The following is a 16,943-nucleotide window of genomic DNA, read 5'->3' as shown; positions in this document are numbered from 1 at the left end:
TTGCCCTCGCTGCGGGGATGTGGTCGATCGATGCGCCGGGCCTTGTGTTGGGGGAGTGAGGGTGGCCTGGGGCGGGGCTGTTTGTCGGGTCGTCCTGGGTGGTGGCGGTGGTCGCGGCGGCTGGTGGGGACGTAGATCGAAGGACGGATCTGGCTGTCATCGCGGCCGGAATCCTCCTTTGATCACCACGCTGGGCGGGGGCGTCGAGGTGAGTGGGGGCGGCAGTACGTTGGGGGTATGTCTGATGCGATTCGTGCCGAGACGGTGTACGTCGGTGACGAGAAGATCCAGGCCTACCAGGCCCGGCCGGTTGGGCCGGGGGCGTTTCCGGGGGTTGTGGTGATTCATCACCTGCCGGGGTGGGACGAGTCGACGAAGGAGATGGTGCGGCGGTTCGCGGTGAACGGGTACCTCGCGATCTGCCCCAACCTGTTCTGGCGGGAGGCGCCGGGGGCGTCGCCGGATGACGCTTCGGCGTTCGTGCGGGGGCAGGGCGGGATTCCGGACGAGCAGGTCATCCAGGACGTGCGGACCGCGGCGGATGCGTTGCGGGCGATGGACGGGCACAACGGCAAGGTCGGGGTGATCGGGCACTGCTCGGGTGGGCGGCAGGCGCTGCTGGTCGCGACGGCGATGCCGCTGGACGCGGCGGTGGACTGTTACGGGGCGTTCGCGTTGGAGCCGCCGGCGGCGTCGACGGGGCTGAAGATGACGTCGATCAAGGATCGGCTGCCTGATCTCGGGTGCCCGGTGCTCGGGCTGTTCGGCGTCGACGACAGGAACCCCGCACCGGCGGAGGTCGAGCGGCTCGCCGGGATCCTCGCCGAGCACGGCAAGCAGTTCGAGCGGCACAGCTACGAGGGGGCGGGGCACGGGTTCTTCTCGCCGGACCGGCCGGGGTACCGGCAGCAGGCGGCGGTCGACGGGTGGAAGCGGATCTTCGCGTTCTTCGACCGGCACCTCGGCGGCAAGCGGCTGGAGGCCTGAGCATGTGCACGTACGACACCGAGACCGTCGAGATCGAGGGCAGCGCGAAAGGGCCGGACGGCTGGTTCGGGGTGACGCGGGCGGCGGTGTACGTCGACCACCCGCACCACGCGCCGTTCGGGCACACGCTCAACATCGACTTCGCGGACCCGGCGCGGGGGCCGGCGGCGCGGGTCGCGGTCGAGTTGACCGAGGAGGCGGCCAGGGCGCTGGTGGCCGCGATCCAGGCCGCGCTCGACCATGCCCCGGCAGGTCTGGCCAGCCGGAGCGCTCCGGTGTAAGCATCGAGGGATGGGCGCCTATCGCGACACGTACGAGCGCAGCCTCACCGACCCCGACGGGTTCTGGCGGGATGCCGCCGCCGGGGTCGACTGGGACCGCATGCCGATGCGGGTGCTGGACGGCGACCGCCCGCCGTTCTACCGCTGGTTCCCCGACGCCGAGCTCAACACCTGCTACAACGCCGTCGATCGGCACGTCGCCGCCGGGCGCGCCGACGAGACGGCCCTCATCTACGACAGTCCTGTGACGGGCACCCTCCGCTCGTACACCTGGCGCGAACTCCGACACGAGGTCGCCAGGTGCGCGGGAGCGCTGGGCGAGCTGGGGGTCGAGAAGGGGGACCGGGTCGTCGTCTACATGGCGATGGTTCCGGAGGCGGTCATCACGATGCTCGCGTGCGCGCGGCTCGGCGCGGTGCACTCGGTCGTGTTCGGGGGGTTCGGGCCGAAGGAGCTCGCCGCCCGCATCGACGACGCCCGGCCGAAGGTGGTCGTCGCGACGTCGTGCGGGATCGAGGGCAGCCGCGTCGTGGAGTACAAGCCGCTGCTCGACGCCGCGCTCGCCGAGGCCACCCACCGGCCCGACCGCTGCGTCGTCCTCCAGCGGCCGCAGGCCCCCGGCGTGCTGCAGGACTGCGACCTGACCTGGGAGGACGCCCTCGACGGTGCGGCGGAGGCGGCGTGTGTACCGGTGGCCGCCACCGACCCGCTGTACATCCTGTACACGTCGGGCACGACGGGCCGGCCGAAGGGCATCGTGCGCGACAACGGCGGGCACGCCGTCGCGCTGACCTGGTCGATGGCCAACGTGTACGCCACGGGGCCCGGCGACGTGTTCTGGGCGGCGTCCGACGTGGGGTGGGTCGTCGGCCACTCGTACATCGTCTACGGCCCGCTGCTCGCCGGCGCCACGACCGTCCTGTACGAGGGCAAGCCCGTCGGCACCCCGGACGCGGGCGCGTTCTTCCGGGTCATCGAGCAGCACGGCGTGACGGCCCTGTTCACCGCGCCGACCGCGATCCGCGCGATCCGCAAGGAGGACCCGTCGGGCAGCTTCGCCGCCCGGTACAGGACGGACTCGCTCCGCACGCTGTTCCTGGCGGGGGAGCGGCTCGACCCGCAGACCTACGAGTGGGCCGGCGCCACCCTCGGCGTCCCCGTCGTCGACCACTGGTGGCAGACGGAGACAGGCTGGCCGGTCGCGGCGAACCTGCGTGGCCTGGAGCCGATGCCGACGAAGGCGGGCTCGCCGTCGGTGCCGGTGCCGGGCTTCGACGTGCGGGTCCTGCAGCCGGACGGCGCACCCGCCCCGGCCGGCGTCGACGGCGCGATCGTCATCGGCCTGCCGCTGCCGCCGGGCTGCCTGCCGACCCTGTGGCACGACGACGAGCGGTTCGTCGAGTCGTACCTGAGCGCGTTCCCCGACGTCTATCTGACCGGCGACGGCGGCCGGTTCGACGACGACGGCTACCTCTACGTCATGGGCCGCACCGACGACGTCATCAACGTCGCCGGGCACCGGCTGTCCACGGGCTCCATGGAGGAGGTGCTGGCCGCCCACCCGGCCGTCGCCGAATGCGCGGTCATCGGCGTCGACGACGAGCTCAAGGGGCAGGTGCCGCGCGGGTTCGTGGTGCTGAAGGCGGGCATCGATACCGAGCACGAGGTCATCGAGCAGGAGCTGGTCGCGTCGGTACGCCGGCGCATCGGCGCGGTCGCCTCCCTGCGCCGCGTGCAGGTCGTGCCGGCGCTGCCGAAGACCCGCTCCGGCAAGATCCTGCGCAAGACGATGCGCGGCATCGCCGCCGGCGCCGACCCGGCGGTCCCGTCCACGATCGAGGACCCGTCGGTCCTGGACACCCTGCGCCCGATCCTGCGCCCCGAATGAGCGTCCCGTTGTGCTCCGGCTCACCGGGCACTCTGCTTCCGCGTGCTTCCGGCTCTGCCAGGCACTCCGCGCCCGCGCACTGCCGGCCTTCTCAGGTGCTCCAAGCCCACGCGATTCCGGCTTGCCAGGCGCTGTACTCCCGCGGGCTTCCGCGGATTTCCGGTTTATCAGGCGCTGCGCGCCCGCTAAACCGGAAATATCAGCATTTGGCACTCATCGAGCACGCTGACAGCGAACACGCTCACAGCGAACCAGGGCTCCCTTCCCGGGGTGCGATCACTACGGTCGAGGAAAGCCCCGGGAAAGGACGCCGCTCATGGCAGACACGCAGATCCCCTTCGACAGCGCGGTGTTCGACCGGCTGCTCGCCAAGCGCATCATCGTCCTCGGCACCGAGGTCAACGACGAGAGCGCCAACCGCATCTGCGGCCAGCTGATCCTCCTCGCCGCCGAGGACAACGAGAAGGACATCAGCTTCTGGATCAACTCCCCGGGCGGCGTCATCAGCGCCGGCCTGGCCATCTACGACACCATGCGCTTCGTCCCCAACGACGTCTCCACCGTCGTGATGGGCATGGCCGCCTCGATGGGGCAGTTCCTGCTCAGCGCCGGCACCCCCGGCAAGCGCTACGCTCTGCCCCACTCCCGCGTGATGATGCACCAGCCCTCCGGCGGCATCGGCGGCACCGCCTCCGACATCGCCATCCAGGCCGAGCAGATGCTCTTTACGAAGAAGACCATGCAGCGCCTGATCGCCGAGCACACGGGCCAGACGTATGAGCAGATCGAGGCCGATTCCGACCGCGACCGCTGGTTCACCGCCCAGGAGGCCGTCGACTACGGCTTCGTGGACAAGGTCGTCGCGGGAGCGGAGCAGCTCGCGGTGAGCTGACCCGCCAGCCGTCGCCGCCTCGGCCCACGCCGACCCGCCCCTGCAGAGGCAAGGTCGCGCAACGGGCCGAGGCAGCGCGGACCGGTCCACCACCCAGCCGCGCCGGCACGGGACCGCCCGCCGGTTCGGCTCGGGTGTGGGTTCCGCATATCGCGCGGAGCTGAGGTCGCGTTTAGGCTGCCGGGCGTGAGCATCGAACCTGAGGTCGCGCCCGGGCAGGTCGGCATCGACGCGAAGCGGCTGGCTGGGCTGGACGAGCATTTCGCCAGGTACGTCGACGACGGGCGGCTGGCGGGGTGGCAGCTCGTGGTGAGCCGGGACGGGCGGGTGGCGCACGCCTCGACGTACGGGTGGCGGGACATGGAGGCCGGGCTGCCGGTCGAGCCCGACACGCTGTGGCGCATCTATTCGATGTCGAAGCCCGTCACCTCGGTCGCCGCGATGATGCTCTGGGAGGAGGGGCGGTTCGAGCTGACCGACCCGATCAGCAGGTGGCTGCCCGAGTTCGCGGCGCCGCAGGTGTACGACCGGGGGTCTGCCTCCGCGCCGTTCACCGTGCCGGCGGTCGAGCCGATCCGGGTGTGGCACCTGCTGACGCACACGTCGGGGCTCACGTACGGGTTCCTGCAGACCTCGGTCGTCGACGCGCTGTACCGCAAGGCGGGGTACGACGTCCTCGCCAAGACGGGCGTGGACCTGGCGCAGGCCAGCCGGGACTGGGCGGCGCTGCCGCTGCTCTTCCAGCCCGGCACCGGGTGGGGCTACGGGGTGTCCACCGACGTGCTCGGGCGGCTCGTCGAGGTGGTGTCCGGCCAGAGCCTCGGCGACTTCCTGCGGACCAGGATCTTCGAGCCGCTCGGCATGGCCGACACCCGCTGGTCGGTGGACCCCGACGGTGACGACGCGAAGCGGCTCGCCGCGCTCTACGTGCCCAGCCCCGCCAGCGGCAAGGCGACCAGGTTCGACGCCATCGGCAAGTACGCGCTGGAGGAGCCGGCGATGCAGTCCGGCGGCGGCGGGCTGATCTCCACCGCCGCCGACTACGACAGGTTCACCGCGATGCTGCTGCGGGAGGGCACGACGAGCCGGGACGGGACGGCGGGGGAGCGGCTGCTGAGCAGCCGGACCGTGCGGTTCATGACCCGCAACCACCTGCCCGGCGGGGTCGACCTCGACCGGCTGCAGACGGGCGGGTTCGCCGAGACGACGTTCGAGGGGATCGGCTTCGGGCTCGGGTTCGCCGTGGTCCGCGACCCCGTCCCGGCCAGGACGCCGTCGACGCCGGGCACGTACTACTGGGGCGGCGCGGCCAGCACCGCCTTCTGGATCGACCCCGCGGAGCGGCTCACCGTGGCGTTCTACACGCAGCTGCTGCCGTCGAGCACCCACCCGATCCGGCCGCAGCTGCGCCAGCTGATCTACTCCGCACTGACCGACTGAAAGACTGAACAAGAACTACTTGAAGGTGAGGCTGCCGCCGCCGGTGATGACGTGCACCTTGTGCACGGAGGCCGCGTCGGACTTCACGGTGCCGGACTGCTTCCCGCCGTCGAGCTGGACGTCGAGTGCGTAGCCGTCGGCGGTGAGCTTCAGCGACACGTCGCCGCCACCGCTGTCGAGGTCGATGCGGTCGGGGGACTGGGTGACGGCCACGTCGACGGCGCCGCCGCCGGTGCGCGCGGTCAGCTCCGGCGGGGCCAGGCCCGCCCCGGTGAGCGCGCCGCCGTCGGTGGACACGTCGATGATCCCGGTGAGGCCGTTGAGGGAGACCGTGCCGCCGGCGCTGTCGAGGCGCACGCTGAGCGTCGACGGGATCTCCACCGTGTACGCGATCGAGCAGTCGCCGCTCGCGCAGCCGGTCGACGCGAGGACCAGCTCGCCGCCCTCGACGGTCTGCTTGCGGCCGGGCTTGTCGGCCTTGAAGGTCGACGTCTCCGTCACCTTGATCGTGGGGCCGGAGCCGACCTTCACGGTGATCGCACCGCCCGCGCTGTCGATCTCGACGACGCTGACGTCGTCCTTCACCTCGAACGCGTTGGTGGCGGTCTGCGCGCCGCCGCCCTTGCCGCCGGTGGAGGGCGAGTCCCCCGAGGAGCCGCAGCCGGCGAGGGCCGCCGGCGCCGCGAGGGCCAGCAGGGTGGCGAGGGTGAGGATCCGGGGTGACTTCACGGAGGTCAGCTTCGCACGGCCCGCCGGGCACCGTTCGGTAGGGTCGGTGCCATGAATCTCGTCGATGCCGCGTATCAGCGTGCCGAGACCAGTGGCTTCCCGATGTCCTGCGAACAGCCCGTCGGCCGGCTCCTCGCCGTGTTCGCCGCGAGCATCCGCCCGGGCGGCCACATCCTCGAGCTCGGCACCGGCGCCGGGGTCGGCGTCGCCTGGCTCGTCGCCGGCCTGGGTGAGCGCACCGACGTGACCGTGACGTCGCTCGAGCTGGACGAGAAGGTGGCGGCGGTCGCGGCGGGGGAGACCTGGCCGTCCTATGTGGACCTGCGGGTCGCCGACGCGCTGGCGTTCCTGCCGTCCGCCGTGGGCATGTTCGACCTGATCTTCGCCGACGCCCAGGGCGGCAAGATCGAAGGGCTCGACCTGACCATCGCCGCGTTGCGGCCGCGCGGCATCCTCGTGGTCGACGACATGCGGGTCGTCGACGACTGGCCCGAGGACTTCAAGGCCCGCCAGGCCGGCGTACGCCGGATGCTGACGTCTCACCCCGATCTCGTCTCCGTGGAGCTCGACCACGGCTCCGGCATGGTGGTCAGCACCCGCCGGTAGAACCCGTTTGTGCTGCTCATGGGCGGGTATGCGGACATCAGTCAGGCTGCGCCCAGGAGGAGACCCGATGTCCACCGACGCGATCGTCGTGCTGAAGGAAGACCACAAGAACGTCAAGCGGCTGTTCAAGGAGTTCCAGGCAGCCGAGCACGGACCGGCGGGGGCGAAGGGGCGGATCGTCAAGCAGATCCTGGCCGAGCTGACCGTGCACACGTACCTGGAGGACGAGGTGATGTATCCGGAGGTCCGCCGGTTGGTGCCGGACCTCGACGAGGAGATCCTCGAGTCGTACGAGGAGCATCACGTCGCCGACGTGCTGTGCATGGAGCTCGCCAAGATGAAGCCTGACCACGAGCACTTCGACGCCAAGGTCACCGTCCTCATCGAGAGTGTCACGCACCACATCGACGAGGAGGAGCACGGGTGGTTCCCGAGGGTCCGTGAGGCGCTCAGCCGCGCCCAGCTCCAGGAGCTCGGCGCCCGTATGCAGCAGCTCCGCCCGGACGCACCGACGACCCCGACTGCACCGAAAGCATTGAAGAAGACGCTGGAGGCGATCCGCGGGTGACGGGACGGCCCGGGCGGGGTCATCCGACCGAAGGAGACGATTGGGCAGGGGTCTGCCGGTACCGTCGACAGCGATGAACGCCGTGGTGCTTGCCCTGCACGGGTTGCTCGTGGAAGGGACCGTCGAGACCGTCGAGCCGGTGCTCGTCGGTTGCCTCGTCGCGGCCGAGCCGCGGCTCGTCCTGGACGTGTCCGAGGTGACGGTGTGCGACACCGCCGGCGCGGCCCTGCTGGTGCGGGTCGCCGAGCTCGCCTGGCAGCGCGGCGGGGAGTTGCGCCTCGCCGCGCCGTCGCCGGCGATCCGGTCGTGGGCGCAGGTCGCCGCCGGGATGGACGGGATCGCCGCCTTCGCCAGCGTCGAGGGCGCGGTCGAGGCGGACCCGCGCGACCTGCTCGCGGCCCCGGTCGTGGCGAGCGGGCCGGCCGCGTGCGTCGACGAGCCGGTCCCCCCGCAGCGCCGCCGCCCCCGCTGGCGGGTCAACCCTTCGGCCCGCGGACGATCACGCCGAGGTCCCGCATCACCGCGTCGGTGAGGCCCGGCAGCTGCGCCGGCTCGATCGTCACGCCGCGCAGGCTGCTCACGCCGCTGACCTCCGACAGCTGGTTGCCGCGCAGGTCGGCGCCGCGCAGGTCGCAGCTCTCGAACGACATCTGCCGCAGCCGGCAGCCGGACATCGCCGCATGCGGCAGGACGCAGTCCCGGAAGACGGTGTTGACCAGGACGCATCCGACGAATCCGGTCGGACCGATCGTCGTGATGTCGTCGAGGTTCGCCGCGTCCAGCCGGCAGCCCTCGAAGAGCACGTCGCCGAGCCGTGACTCGGCGATGTGCGCCCAGGTGAGCTTGCAGTTGACGAAGTGGACCCGCTCGAACGTCAGTCCGGTCAGCCGCGCCGCGGTGAAGTCGACCTTCTCGAAGCGGCAGCCGGAGACCGTCACGTCCTCCCACACGACTCCGTTGAGGTCGAGATTCTCCAGGTGGGAGCGGCGCAGGCGGGCGTCGATGAGCGTGGTCCGGATGGCGCGCCCGGTCTGCACGTGGGCATCGTTGAGATTGCCTCCCCACGGCGCGCTGACGGGCTCGAGCTCACCCTGGTCGATGACGGGGAGATCGATGTCGAGTTCGTGCACGGTCCGCAGTGCCACGCACCTCACCGTACACACGTAGGCTGATCAGTCATGAGCGGTACGGAGCACCGTGCAGGGACCGCGAAACAGGGGTGGCGCGAATGAGCGGCGAGCGGAGGTGCTGGCGTGAGTGAGGCAGCGGTCGGGCAGCGGCGGGTCGACGGGCGCACGCTGCGGGCCGAGCGGACCCGGCGGGCCATCGTCGACGCGCACCTCGCGCTGCTGGAGGAGGGTGACCTCAAGCCGACGGCGGAGCGGATCGCGGAGCGGGCCGGGGTGTCGCTGCGGGCCCTGTGGACCAACTTCAAGGACATGGAGCGGCTGTTCGCGGCGGCCGGCGCGCGCCTGATGGAGCGGCAGACCGCCGAGCACCGGCCCGTCCCGCCGGACCTGCCCCTGCCCCGGCGGATCGAGGCGTACTGCGAGCAGCGGGCCAGGCTGCTGGAGCTCATCGCGCCGGCGGCCCGGGCGGCCCGCCTGCGGGAGCCGTTCTCCGCGGCGCTGCGGCACAACCGGACCTGGTACGTGACGAATGCCCGCGACGAGCTGGAGAAGCTCTTCGCCGAGGAGCTGGACCGCACCGGCGACAGCCGGGAGGAGACCCTGCACGCGCTCACGGTGGCGACCACCTTCGCGTCGTGGTCGATGCTGCGCGACGAGCTGCACCTGGACGTGCCCGCCGCGACCGGGGTGCTGCGCCGCGGGGTGACGGCGTTGCTCAGCGCGACCGAGGCATAAGTTTCGCTTAGATCGTCGTGAAATCGGCATCGCTGGTTGGGTCCGGCGGCGGCGCGGCTCATAGGCTTCGGTGCGGTTGAGTCGTCTGTGCCTCAGGAGGCAGCTGGTGTCCGCGTTCGGCCCGTACGACGCCCGCAACACCGAACCCGCCCGCCCCGCCTACGGCGGCACCCCACAGAGCGACCCCCGGACGCCCTACGGCGACGGCCGGGACGCCGGCTTCGGCAGCGGCTACGGCCCCGCCGACGGCTACGGCCAGAGCGGCGGTTACGGCCAGGGCGACGGTTACGGCTACGGGAGCGCGCCGTACGGCGAGGGCCAGGGCGACGACGCCGCGGACGCGCAGGGGCCCAGGCACCGCCGCGGCACCCGGCTCGCCGTGATCGTCGGCGTCGGGGTCGCCGCGCTGCTGGTGGTCGGCGCGACCGCGTTCGGCGGTGCCGTGCTGCTCGGCCGCGACGGCGACACCGGCGACGCGGCCCGCACCTCCGTGGCGGGCGACGCGACCGGCGACCCGGCGAACGCGGGCGACCCCGCCGCCGCCGGGAGCGGGGACGCGAGCGCCACGCCCGAGGCCGCGGCCAGCAGCGCCGCGCCGCCGAGCGCCACGCCGACGAAGGCGCAGACCACGCCGCCCGCGAAGCCGAAGACGACCGCCCCCGCCGCGCCCGGGAACCTCTCGTACGAGCAGCAGGTCCTCGTGATCGTCAACGCCGAGCGGGCGAAGGCCGGCTGCAAGCCCCTGGCCTACAACGCGAAGCTCGCCACCGCGGCCCGCAAGCACTCGCAGGACATGGCCGCCAACGACTACTTCTCGCACACGTCGCAGGACGGCACCAGCTTCGCGACCCGCATCACGAACGCCGGCTACAAGTGGTCCGGCGCGGCGGAGAACATCGCGAAGGGCCAGAAGACGCCCGCCGACGTCATGAAGGCCTGGATGAACAGCTCCGGCCACCGCGCCAACATCCTCAACTGCGGCCTCAAGGACCTCGGCGTCGGGCTGGCGTACCAGGGCAAGACCCCGATCTGGACCCAGGACTTCGGCAGCCCGAGATAGCGAGGCGGCCCGAGACAGTGAGGCGGCCCGAGATGGCAAGGCGGCCCGAGATGGCAAGGCGGCCCGAGATGGCAAGGCGGGCCGAGATGGCAAGGCGGGCCGAGACAGTGATCGTTACCGATCAGTGACCGCCCAGTAGCGGAAAAGGACCGTCCAGCGGTTGTGTTTCGCCGCCCCGTTCGGCATCGTGCACATCGGTCAGTGCTTATGGTGCCCGGACGGATTACTCAGTTTCCCTCGCTCGGGTACGTACCCTCGAACCATCCCTCCTGGTGGTCCATCGAGCAAAGGGACATGATCGTGATCGGTGCTTCACTGCGGCGACGGACCGCGGCGCTCTCCGCGGCGGCACTCATCGGCCTCGGCCTCTCGTTCGCCGGCGCCTCGCCGGCGTCGGCCGCCGGGGTCGGCTACGTCCGCCTCGCGCACCTGTCGCCGGACACGCCCGCCGTCGACGTGTACCTGAGCTCGGTCAGCGGGTCGATGGCGACGCAGAAGTTCGACGCGGTCGGTTACGGCGTGGTGTCGAAGTACCTGCCGCTCGCGCCCGGCACGTACGCGGTCGCGATGCGCACCAAGGGTGCCGCCGCCGACAGCCCGCCGGTGCTGAGCACCCAGGCCACCGTCGTGGAGGGCAAGGCGTACACCGTGGCGGGCGTCGGCAAGTTCACCGACCTCGGCCTGCGCGTCATCCCCGACGACCTGGCGCTGCCGGAGCAGGGCAAGGCGAAGGTCCGCGTCGTGCAGGCGTCGGTGAAGGAGCCGGTCCTGGACGTGTCGATCGCGGGCGGCGCGAAGGTGGCGGGCGGTGTCCAGTTCGCCTCCACGACCGACTACCAGCTGGTCGACCCCGGCAAGTGGACGCTGCGGCTCACCCCGCCGAGCGTGACCACCGCCGCGACCACGGTCACCGCCCCGCTGCAGGCCGGCAGCGTCTACTCGCTGATCGTCCTGGACGGCAAGAACGGCCTCACCGCCCAGCTGCGCACCGACGCGACCAGCAACGGCGTGCCCGCGGGCGGCGTCGACACGGGCGCCGGCGGCACCGCGGGCGACCCGGACCGCACCGGCCTCTGGCTGACGTTCGGCTCCGCCGCGCTGCTGGTGGTCCTCGCCTCGGCCGGCCTGCTGGTCCTGCGCCGCCGCCACCGGGTCCCGACCCAGCTCTGACGCACCGGGGAACGGCACATGGTCAGGTCCGCGGGCCGGGTCGTCCGGCACCGCACGCCGCGGCGCCGGACCCTGACCCTCGTCGCCTGCGTCCTCGCGCTCGCCGCACCGGTCTTCACCGGCGCGGCGACGCTCGTCGGCCGCCGGATCGACATCGACGCGGGCGAGTCGACCTGGATCGTCCCGCACCGCATCGACCTGGACCTGCCGGGTGGGACCGGGCAGGACACGCCGCCGACCCGGCTGCGGATCGCGTCGCTCGGGGTCGACACCGGCCTCGAGTCCCTCCAGGTCGACCCGAAGGGCGAGCTGCAGAGCCCCAAGGTGTACGACGAGGCCGGCTGGTTCGCCGCCGGCACCGTCCCGGGTGACCCGGGCCCCGCGGTCCTCGCCGGCCACGTCGACTCCCGCACCGGCCCGGCGGTCTTCTACAAGCTGCACGAGCTGAAACCCGGCGACCGGGTCGAGGTCCAGCGCGCCGGCGCGTGGCTCACATTCAAGGTGACGGCCCGCGAGCACTACGAGAAGGCCAGGTTTCCCAGCGCCAAGGTCTACGGCCCGACGCCGCTGCCGGAGCTCCGGCTCATCACCTGCGGTGGCGAGTTCGACACCGCCAGGCACTCCTACCGCGAGAACGTGGTGGTCTACGCGGTGCTGAGCTGAGGCTCAGCGGGTGGGGAAAGTTTAAGGTCGGTGTGCCAGGTCGCCTCGCGGCGATAGGCGCATCACGGCTCCAGCCGAACGGTATTCCGTGAAGGCAGTGTGGTGAGGCCCGGGGACACACAGCACACCGACTCACCAAACAGTAGCGCGCCCACCACCCGCCGTCCCGTGATCTGCGTCTCTCACAGCAAGGCAGGGCCCCACAGCAAGGCCGGCCCCACAGCAAGGCCGGCCCCACAGCAAGGCCGGCCCCACAGCAAGGCCGGCCCCACAGCAAGGCCGGCCCCACAGCAAGACGGCAATGCCGGCTCTCACAGCAGGGCCGAGGACCGCCACAGGCGCCTGGCCGGGCCGGCGACGAGTCCGAGCTCCTGCAGGTACGTCGTGATCCGCTCGGCGGACCAGCGCAGCGTCTCCCGGAACGCGGGGTTGCGCCACGCCACCGCGCGGGCCTCGGCCGGGTCGAGGCCGACCGCCGCGTACGCCCCCGGGTGGATCAGCGAGTGGGTGACGGTCCAGGCGGCCCGCCCGATCATCAACCGCGAGTAGGCCAGGCTGATCGGGCCGGCACCGGCGACCTGCCGGGCCAGCTCGTCGCGGGCGTAGCGGATGTGCCGGGCCTCCTCAACGACGTGGATCCGCGACACCATCCGCACCAGCGGCTGGAGGCTGTCGTCGGCCATCGCCTCGCGCTGCAGGGCGTCCAGGATCTCCTCGGCGATGAGCGCGGCGGCGAAGGTCTGCACGCCGCCGGCGGTCGCGCCGAGGTACTTGCCCAGCGCGCGCTCCAGCGGTGCGGGCCGGTACGCGGGGGTGCCGAACGCCTCGATCATCCGGGCGAACATGATGGAGTGGCGGCACTCGTCGCCGATCTCGGTGAGCGCGTACTGCACGTGACCGGTCCGCGGATCCTGGTCGCTGACGTGGCGCAGCAGCAGCCGCATGAGCAGCATCTCGAACCAGATGCCGACGCTGGCGATGCTCGCGACCTCGTGCTTGGACAGCTCGACGCGCTGCTCGCGGGTGAGCCCGTCCCACAACGGGGTGCCGGCCAGCGACAGCCGGTGCTCGGGCGCGTACATGCGGCCCGGGTCGAGCGGCGCCCGCCAGTCGATGTCGACGTCGGGGTCGTAGGAGGTGCCGGCGGAGATCTTCAGCAGCCGCGCCGCGGTCGCCTCGCGCGCCGCCTGAGGGGTGTCGGTCGTCGGCATCGCGGCTCCCTTGACGGCTCCGGCAGGACTTGGTACTCATCAGTACCATGCCTGAGGAACCGCGACCGGTCAAGGCCGAGCTGCTCGTCGACGGCGCCGCCCACGCCGTTGAGCTGCACCTGAGCGGGCACTTCCAGCCGCTGGACGGCCGCTACCACTGGGGCGGGCGGATGGCCGGCGGTCCGGCGGTGCCGGCGCTGGTGCGCGCGGGCCGCCGTGACGTGCTGCTGCGGTGCGCGCCCGCCGACGCCGTGCCGGCCCGCCTGCTGGAGATCGACCCGTGGGGCAATGTCCGCTTCAGCGGGACCGGCGCTCCGCCGTGCACCATGGAATGAAGGGAAGGAAGCCCGAATTCCATGGAACGCAGGGAAGGAAACCCGATGGGACGGCGGCGGAAACGTCGGGCGCCACGCCACGGCCAGGCCCTCGGCAGCTGGCGGACTGCTCGCGGAGGGTGGTCGTCGGTGTGGCGCCCGGTTGACGCGGTCCCGGTGGTGCGGTTCGCGGTCGGTGGCTGTGCCGTGGGGCGCCCCGCTGGCAACTGCGGGGCCGGCCCGTGGGCGGTTGCGAGGTCAGCGCCCCGCGAGCAGCCGGCTGACGGCGTTGTCGACGTCCAGGTGGTCCGTCTCGTGCCCGCGCGGCACGACGCTGTACGTCCGGCGCAGGAATCGCACCAGCACGCTGCGTGGGACCTCGAACAGTGCGTTGCCGTCCGGCGAGGACAGTGCCAGTGCGACGAAGTCGCCGCGCGGGCCGTTCCAGGGCCAGACCCGGACGTCGCCGATGCCGGCGGGCTCGTCCAGACCGGTGAAGAGCAGCTCACGCGCGAAGGACCAGCTGACCGGCTCGCCTCCCGCCGACTCGGCGTGGAAGAGGACGTGGACCGCGTACGGGTCGTTCGGGTCGTAGCGCAAGCTGGCTCGCACCGGCAAAGCAGTCGCGTCGGGCGCGACGAGTCGTAGGGATGTCTCGACCTCGACGGTCGATGGTCGGATAGCGCTCATGTCGTACTCCCCCCGGCACCGCTGCGGAGCATGCCGTGCCCCGCCTCTCTTATGTTGAGGCGATTCCCAGTGTTACGCGTAGTGATTCTACGATCTCACTCTGTAGTGTTTCTGGGCCCGATTTGCCGTCAACCGAACAACGTGCGCGCGATGTCCGGTTTTCAGTGCGTGACCGGGGTCCTTGACGTGACGTGTGGGCCGTACGTCAATTCATTCGGGTAACGTCCAGTGGTTCGTGGGAGTGACGGGTTATCCAGTGATGGGAACGGAAATTGCGCGACAGTGAGGCGGACGGGTCGGGCGTTACGCCTGATTCCGGACGGCTTGGCTCTCCCCAGGGTGACTTCCGGCGTGTCGCTGCGCCGGACCTGGCCGCCGGAGCGGGTAGTGAGCCCGAAGCCGACCTGCGGGGCGCCCTCGGGCCCGGTGGCCGGTGGCGGCGGATCGCCGACCGGTTGCTGGGCTGGCGGGAGCGTCTCTACGCGACGCGGATCGGCCGCTTCGGCGTGAAGATCGTGGTCGCGTTCGCCGGCACGCTGGTCATCGCCGTCGGCGTGGTGCTGCTGCCGTTGCCGGGGCCGGGATGGCTCGTCATCCTCGGCGGGCTGGCGATCCTGGCGATGGAGTTCCACTGGGCGCGGCGGCTGTTGAAATTTACGAAACGGCAGTTGCAGCGCTGGACCCGCCTGGTACGGGAGGGTTCCTGGCTGGTGCGGATCGTCTCCGTCGGAGGACTGCTGCTCGTCGTTGGTGCGGCGTTGCTGCTGTCGCTCCGGATGCTCGCCTGACTTCACGACAGCGATCATGCGAGCGCCGGGGATGAGGCAAGCACATCCGGGCGGGGTGACTCGGCGGCCGCGGGTTCGCCGACCTTAACCGATTGTGCGCGTTTCATGTTGTATGCGTTTCGTGACGGTCTGATTCAGCGAGGGGTGAGCGAAAACGGTACGGTGGGAGTAATGTCGCCCCGATCGGGGCGTACTATCCCGCTGAGTATCTTGGTTCGTGTCCAAATGATGCGGCACGCACGTGTCGGTGATGCGGCACGCATTGGCAGCACCTGAAGAAAGGCCACTCATGGCGAAACGCGTCATCCACGAGCTGATCGACGACATCGACGGCAAGCCCGCCGCCGAGAGCATCGTGTTCGCGCTCGACGGCGTGCAGTACGAGATCGACCTGTCCGCGTCCAACGCGGCGAAGCTCCGCGACGCAGTCGCCCCGTTCGTCGCCGCCGCGACGAAGATCGGGCGGGGCGGCGTGGTGAGCACCGTGCGCGGCCGCGAGGTGCGCGGCCGGGGCGTCACCCGCGGCGACCGCGACCAGAACCGTGCCATTCGGGAATGGGCGCAGGCCAAGGGTATCGACGTTTCCGACCGGGGCCGGATCAAGCAGGACGTGGTGGACCGCTACCACGCCGAGGCCGGCCGCTAAACACGATCAACCGGCTAGGGATCAGCACTGGATCGGCACTGGATCGGCACTGGATCAGCACTGGATTTCCACGGGTTGAGAAACCGGTCGATGCAGCGTCGCATTCCGGTGAAAACGCGAACGAGCCGCGGCCCCAACGGGGTCGCGGCTCGATCACAATATGCGGCTAAGTGTCGCGCCCGGATGGACGGTGCACGGCAGCAACCGCTGCACGGCACCACCGCCCTCGATCGTCTCGGTCAGCTGGTCCACGGCCTGCCAGCCCATTTCCCGGCGCGGAATCCGCAGCCCGGTGATGCTCCCGTCGACCGGCGCCAGGCCGCTGGGCTCGCCGAGCGCCACCACCGACAGGTCCCCGGGCACCTCCAGCCCCCGCTCCCGGGCCGCCGCCACCAGCGCGACCGCGTCGGCGTACTCCTCCAGGAACACGGCCGTGAGCCGCTCCCGCCCGATCGCGTCCAGCCATCCGGTCGACGGCGGCGGCAGGTGTACGACTGCCGCCGGGCCGGCGGAGAAGAAGCCCCGGAGCCGGTCGGCGTGCGACTCCGCGGGCCCACCGGTCCCCAGGTAGCCGATCCGGGAGTGTCCTAGCCCAGTGGCCCGCTCGACCAGCGCCGCCACCGCCGCGGGGTAGTCGGCGCCCACGTAGGGGACCGGCCCGCCGGCGTCGTCGCGCCGGCCGACGGACACGAACGCGTGCCCCTCGCCGACGAGGCGGGCCAGGTCGTCGCGGTCGACCCGCCGCCCGAGCAGGATCGTGCCGTCGGCGATCCCGATCCGGCTGTCGGCGTGGAAGATCCGCCGGCTGTCGGCCCGCGACGTGAAGAGCAGCAGGTCGCAGCCGACCTGCTCGGCCCGCTGCTCGATGCCGACGAGGAACGGGTGGTAGAAGTCCGCCGCCGTGCTCGGGAACACCGGCTCGTAGGTGAACACCCCGAGGATCCGGTTCCGCCCCGAGACGAGCCGCCGCGCCACCGGGTCGGCGACGTAACCGGTGGCGCGGATCGCGTCCAGGACCCGCTGCCTGGTCTCGGGCGCGATCCGCACGTCGTCACCGGTGCGGTTGTTGAGCACCAGCGACACCGTCGCCTGGCTGACCCCCGTCATCCGCGCGATGTCCCGCTGCGTCACCCGTCTGCTCACGC

20 protein-coding genes are annotated in these 16,943 nt (G+C 71.4%); 15 read left to right on the top strand and 5 right to left on the bottom strand.

From position 1 onward, the window contains the following. The first annotated feature begins 237 nt into the window (after positions 1–237). The 5 genes from ABZ321_RS25315 (at position 238) to ABZ321_RS25295 (ending at position 5,488) form a co-directional block, all read left to right on the top strand. Positions 238–987, top strand: a complete 750-nt coding sequence (locus ABZ321_RS25315) for a dienelactone hydrolase family protein (RefSeq protein WP_354895289.1) — start codon at positions 238–240, stop codon at positions 985–987. Positions 988–989: 2 nt separating this feature from the next. Beyond that, positions 990–1,268: a DUF6295 family protein gene (locus tag ABZ321_RS25310; RefSeq protein WP_344503351.1), complete on the top strand. Its 279-nt coding sequence runs from the start codon at positions 990–992 to the stop codon at positions 1,266–1,268. A 10-nt stretch (positions 1,269–1,278) separates the two neighbouring features. Next, positions 1,279–3,156 (top strand): AMP-binding protein, encoded by a 1,878-nt coding sequence (locus tag ABZ321_RS25305; protein WP_354895287.1) that lies wholly within the window; start codon positions 1,279–1,281, stop codon positions 3,154–3,156. 316 nt (positions 3,157–3,472) lie between these two features. After that, the gene (locus ABZ321_RS25300) at positions 3,473–4,048 is read left to right on the top strand and encodes an ATP-dependent Clp protease proteolytic subunit (RefSeq protein ID WP_344503353.1); all 576 of its coding nucleotides are present in this window, start codon (positions 3,473–3,475) and stop codon (positions 4,046–4,048) included. A gap of 186 nt (positions 4,049–4,234) precedes the next feature. After that, a complete protein-coding gene (locus ABZ321_RS25295; RefSeq protein WP_344503354.1) occupies positions 4,235–5,488 on the top strand; it encodes a serine hydrolase domain-containing protein in 1,254 nt (417 codons plus the stop codon). Positions 5,489–5,503: 15 nt separating this feature from the next. Here the strand turns inward: ABZ321_RS25295 and ABZ321_RS25290 are convergent, their stop codons facing one another. Beyond that, positions 5,504–6,217, bottom strand: coding sequence for a hypothetical protein (locus ABZ321_RS25290; protein ID WP_344503355.1), 714 nt, complete (start codon positions 6,215–6,217; stop codon positions 5,504–5,506). A 51-nt stretch (positions 6,218–6,268) separates the two neighbouring features. Here ABZ321_RS25290 and ABZ321_RS25285 point away from each other — a divergent pair, with 51 nt between their 5' ends. The 3 genes from ABZ321_RS25285 (at position 6,269) to ABZ321_RS25275 (ending at position 7,923) form a co-directional block, all read left to right on the top strand. Then, a complete protein-coding gene (locus tag ABZ321_RS25285; protein ID WP_354895283.1) occupies positions 6,269–6,823 on the top strand; it encodes a class I SAM-dependent methyltransferase in 555 nt (184 codons plus the stop codon). A 67-nt stretch (positions 6,824–6,890) separates the two neighbouring features. Beyond that, entirely contained in the window at positions 6,891–7,391 is a 501-nt protein-coding gene (locus tag ABZ321_RS25280; RefSeq protein WP_344503357.1) for a hemerythrin domain-containing protein, read from the top strand. Positions 7,392–7,464: 73 nt separating this feature from the next. Further along, on the top strand, positions 7,465–7,923 hold the full coding sequence (locus ABZ321_RS25275; protein WP_344503358.1) for an STAS domain-containing protein: 459 nt from the start codon (positions 7,465–7,467) through the stop codon (positions 7,921–7,923). Here the strand turns inward: ABZ321_RS25275 and ABZ321_RS25270 are convergent. Further along, the gene (locus ABZ321_RS25270; protein WP_344503359.1) at positions 7,868–8,536 is read right to left on the bottom strand and encodes a pentapeptide repeat-containing protein; all 669 of its coding nucleotides are present in this window, start codon (positions 8,534–8,536) and stop codon (positions 7,868–7,870) included. The two genes, ABZ321_RS25275 and ABZ321_RS25270, sit on opposite strands and share 56 nt — an antisense overlap. Positions 8,537–8,644: 108 nt before the next feature. Between ABZ321_RS25270 and ABZ321_RS25265 the strand changes: the two genes are divergently transcribed. From ABZ321_RS25265 to ABZ321_RS25250, 4 genes are all read left to right on the top strand, one after another. Further along, positions 8,645–9,256, top strand: a complete 612-nt coding sequence (locus tag ABZ321_RS25265; protein WP_344503360.1) for a TetR/AcrR family transcriptional regulator — start codon at positions 8,645–8,647, stop codon at positions 9,254–9,256. 106 nt (positions 9,257–9,362) lie between these two features. Continuing rightward, a complete protein-coding gene (locus tag ABZ321_RS25260) occupies positions 9,363–10,316 on the top strand; it encodes a CAP domain-containing protein (RefSeq protein ID WP_354895278.1) in 954 nt (317 codons plus the stop codon). A 300-nt stretch (positions 10,317–10,616) separates the two neighbouring features. After that, the gene (locus ABZ321_RS25255; RefSeq protein WP_354895276.1) at positions 10,617–11,486 is read left to right on the top strand and encodes a DUF4397 domain-containing protein; all 870 of its coding nucleotides are present in this window, start codon (positions 10,617–10,619) and stop codon (positions 11,484–11,486) included. A gap of 18 nt (positions 11,487–11,504) precedes the next feature. After that, the gene (locus ABZ321_RS25250) at positions 11,505–12,149 is read left to right on the top strand and encodes a class F sortase (RefSeq protein WP_354895273.1); all 645 of its coding nucleotides are present in this window, start codon (positions 11,505–11,507) and stop codon (positions 12,147–12,149) included. Between the two features lie 311 nt (positions 12,150–12,460). Here the strand turns inward: ABZ321_RS25250 and ABZ321_RS25245 are convergent, their stop codons facing one another. Next, on the bottom strand, positions 12,461–13,360 hold the full coding sequence (locus tag ABZ321_RS25245; protein ID WP_344503364.1) for a diiron oxygenase: 900 nt from the start codon (positions 13,358–13,360) through the stop codon (positions 12,461–12,463). 47 nt (positions 13,361–13,407) lie between these two features. Between ABZ321_RS25245 and ABZ321_RS25240 the strand changes: the two genes are divergently transcribed. Beyond that, positions 13,408–13,695 carry a DUF4873 domain-containing protein gene (locus ABZ321_RS25240; protein WP_344503365.1) on the top strand — a complete coding sequence of 96 codons (288 nt, stop codon included), beginning with the start codon at positions 13,408–13,410 and terminating at the stop codon, positions 13,693–13,695. Between the two features lie 237 nt (positions 13,696–13,932). On the opposite strand, the gene ABZ321_RS25235 is transcribed toward ABZ321_RS25240, so the two are convergent. Beyond that, positions 13,933–14,364: an SsgA family sporulation/cell division regulator gene (locus tag ABZ321_RS25235; protein WP_344503366.1), complete on the bottom strand. Its 432-nt coding sequence runs from the start codon at positions 14,362–14,364 to the stop codon at positions 13,933–13,935. A 455-nt stretch (positions 14,365–14,819) separates the two neighbouring features. On the opposite strand from ABZ321_RS25235, the gene ABZ321_RS25230 reads away from it, so the two are divergent. Beyond that, on the top strand, positions 14,820–15,152 hold the full coding sequence (locus ABZ321_RS25230; RefSeq protein WP_354895268.1) for a TIGR02611 family protein: 333 nt from the start codon (positions 14,820–14,822) through the stop codon (positions 15,150–15,152). A 289-nt stretch (positions 15,153–15,441) separates the two neighbouring features. Next, complete coding sequence (locus ABZ321_RS25225; protein ID WP_344503368.1) at positions 15,442–15,798, top strand: Lsr2 family protein; 357 nt, start codon at positions 15,442–15,444, stop codon at positions 15,796–15,798. Between the two features lie 153 nt (positions 15,799–15,951). Here ABZ321_RS25225 and ABZ321_RS25220 read toward each other — a convergent pair whose 3' ends face one another. Beyond that, a complete protein-coding gene (locus ABZ321_RS25220; RefSeq protein WP_354895264.1) occupies positions 15,952–16,941 on the bottom strand; it encodes a LacI family DNA-binding transcriptional regulator in 990 nt (329 codons plus the stop codon). Positions 16,942–16,943: the final 2 nt, after the last annotated feature.

Source organism: Dactylosporangium sp. NPDC006015 (assembly GCF_040614215.1).
In the GTDB taxonomy this organism is placed as follows: Bacteria; Actinomycetota; Actinomycetes; order Mycobacteriales; family Micromonosporaceae; genus Dactylosporangium; species Dactylosporangium maewongense.
Note: the sequence above shows the minus strand (reverse complement) of the source record. Positions and strands in the feature narration are given on the sequence as shown.

Bases quoted from the DNA above. Each gene is read 5' to 3' on its own strand.
- ABZ321_RS25315 (WP_354895289.1), top strand. From the start codon at position 238: ATGTCTGATGCGATTCGTGCCGAGACGGTGTACGTCGGTGACGAGAAG.
- ABZ321_RS25310 (WP_344503351.1), top strand. From the start codon at position 990: ATGTGCACGTACGACACCGAGACCGTCGAGATCGAGGGCAGCGCGAAA.
- ABZ321_RS25305 (WP_354895287.1), top strand. From the start codon at position 1,279: ATGGGCGCCTATCGCGACACGTACGAGCGCAGCCTCACCGACCCCGAC.
- ABZ321_RS25300 (WP_344503353.1), top strand. From the start codon at position 3,473: ATGGCAGACACGCAGATCCCCTTCGACAGCGCGGTGTTCGACCGGCTG.
- ABZ321_RS25285 (WP_354895283.1), top strand. From the start codon at position 6,269: ATGAATCTCGTCGATGCCGCGTATCAGCGTGCCGAGACCAGTGGCTTC.
- ABZ321_RS25280 (WP_344503357.1), top strand. From the start codon at position 6,891: ATGTCCACCGACGCGATCGTCGTGCTGAAGGAAGACCACAAGAACGTC.
- ABZ321_RS25275 (WP_344503358.1), top strand. From the start codon at position 7,465: ATGAACGCCGTGGTGCTTGCCCTGCACGGGTTGCTCGTGGAAGGGACC.
- ABZ321_RS25250 (WP_354895273.1), top strand. From the start codon at position 11,505: ATGGTCAGGTCCGCGGGCCGGGTCGTCCGGCACCGCACGCCGCGGCGC.
- ABZ321_RS25245 (WP_344503364.1), bottom strand. From the start codon at position 13,360: ATGCCGACGACCGACACCCCTCAGGCGGCGCGCGAGGCGACCGCGGCG.
- ABZ321_RS25240 (WP_344503365.1), top strand. From the start codon at position 13,408: ATGCCTGAGGAACCGCGACCGGTCAAGGCCGAGCTGCTCGTCGACGGC.
- ABZ321_RS25235 (WP_344503366.1), bottom strand. From the start codon at position 14,364: ATGAGCGCTATCCGACCATCGACCGTCGAGGTCGAGACATCCCTACGA.
- ABZ321_RS25225 (WP_344503368.1), top strand. From the start codon at position 15,442: ATGGCGAAACGCGTCATCCACGAGCTGATCGACGACATCGACGGCAAG.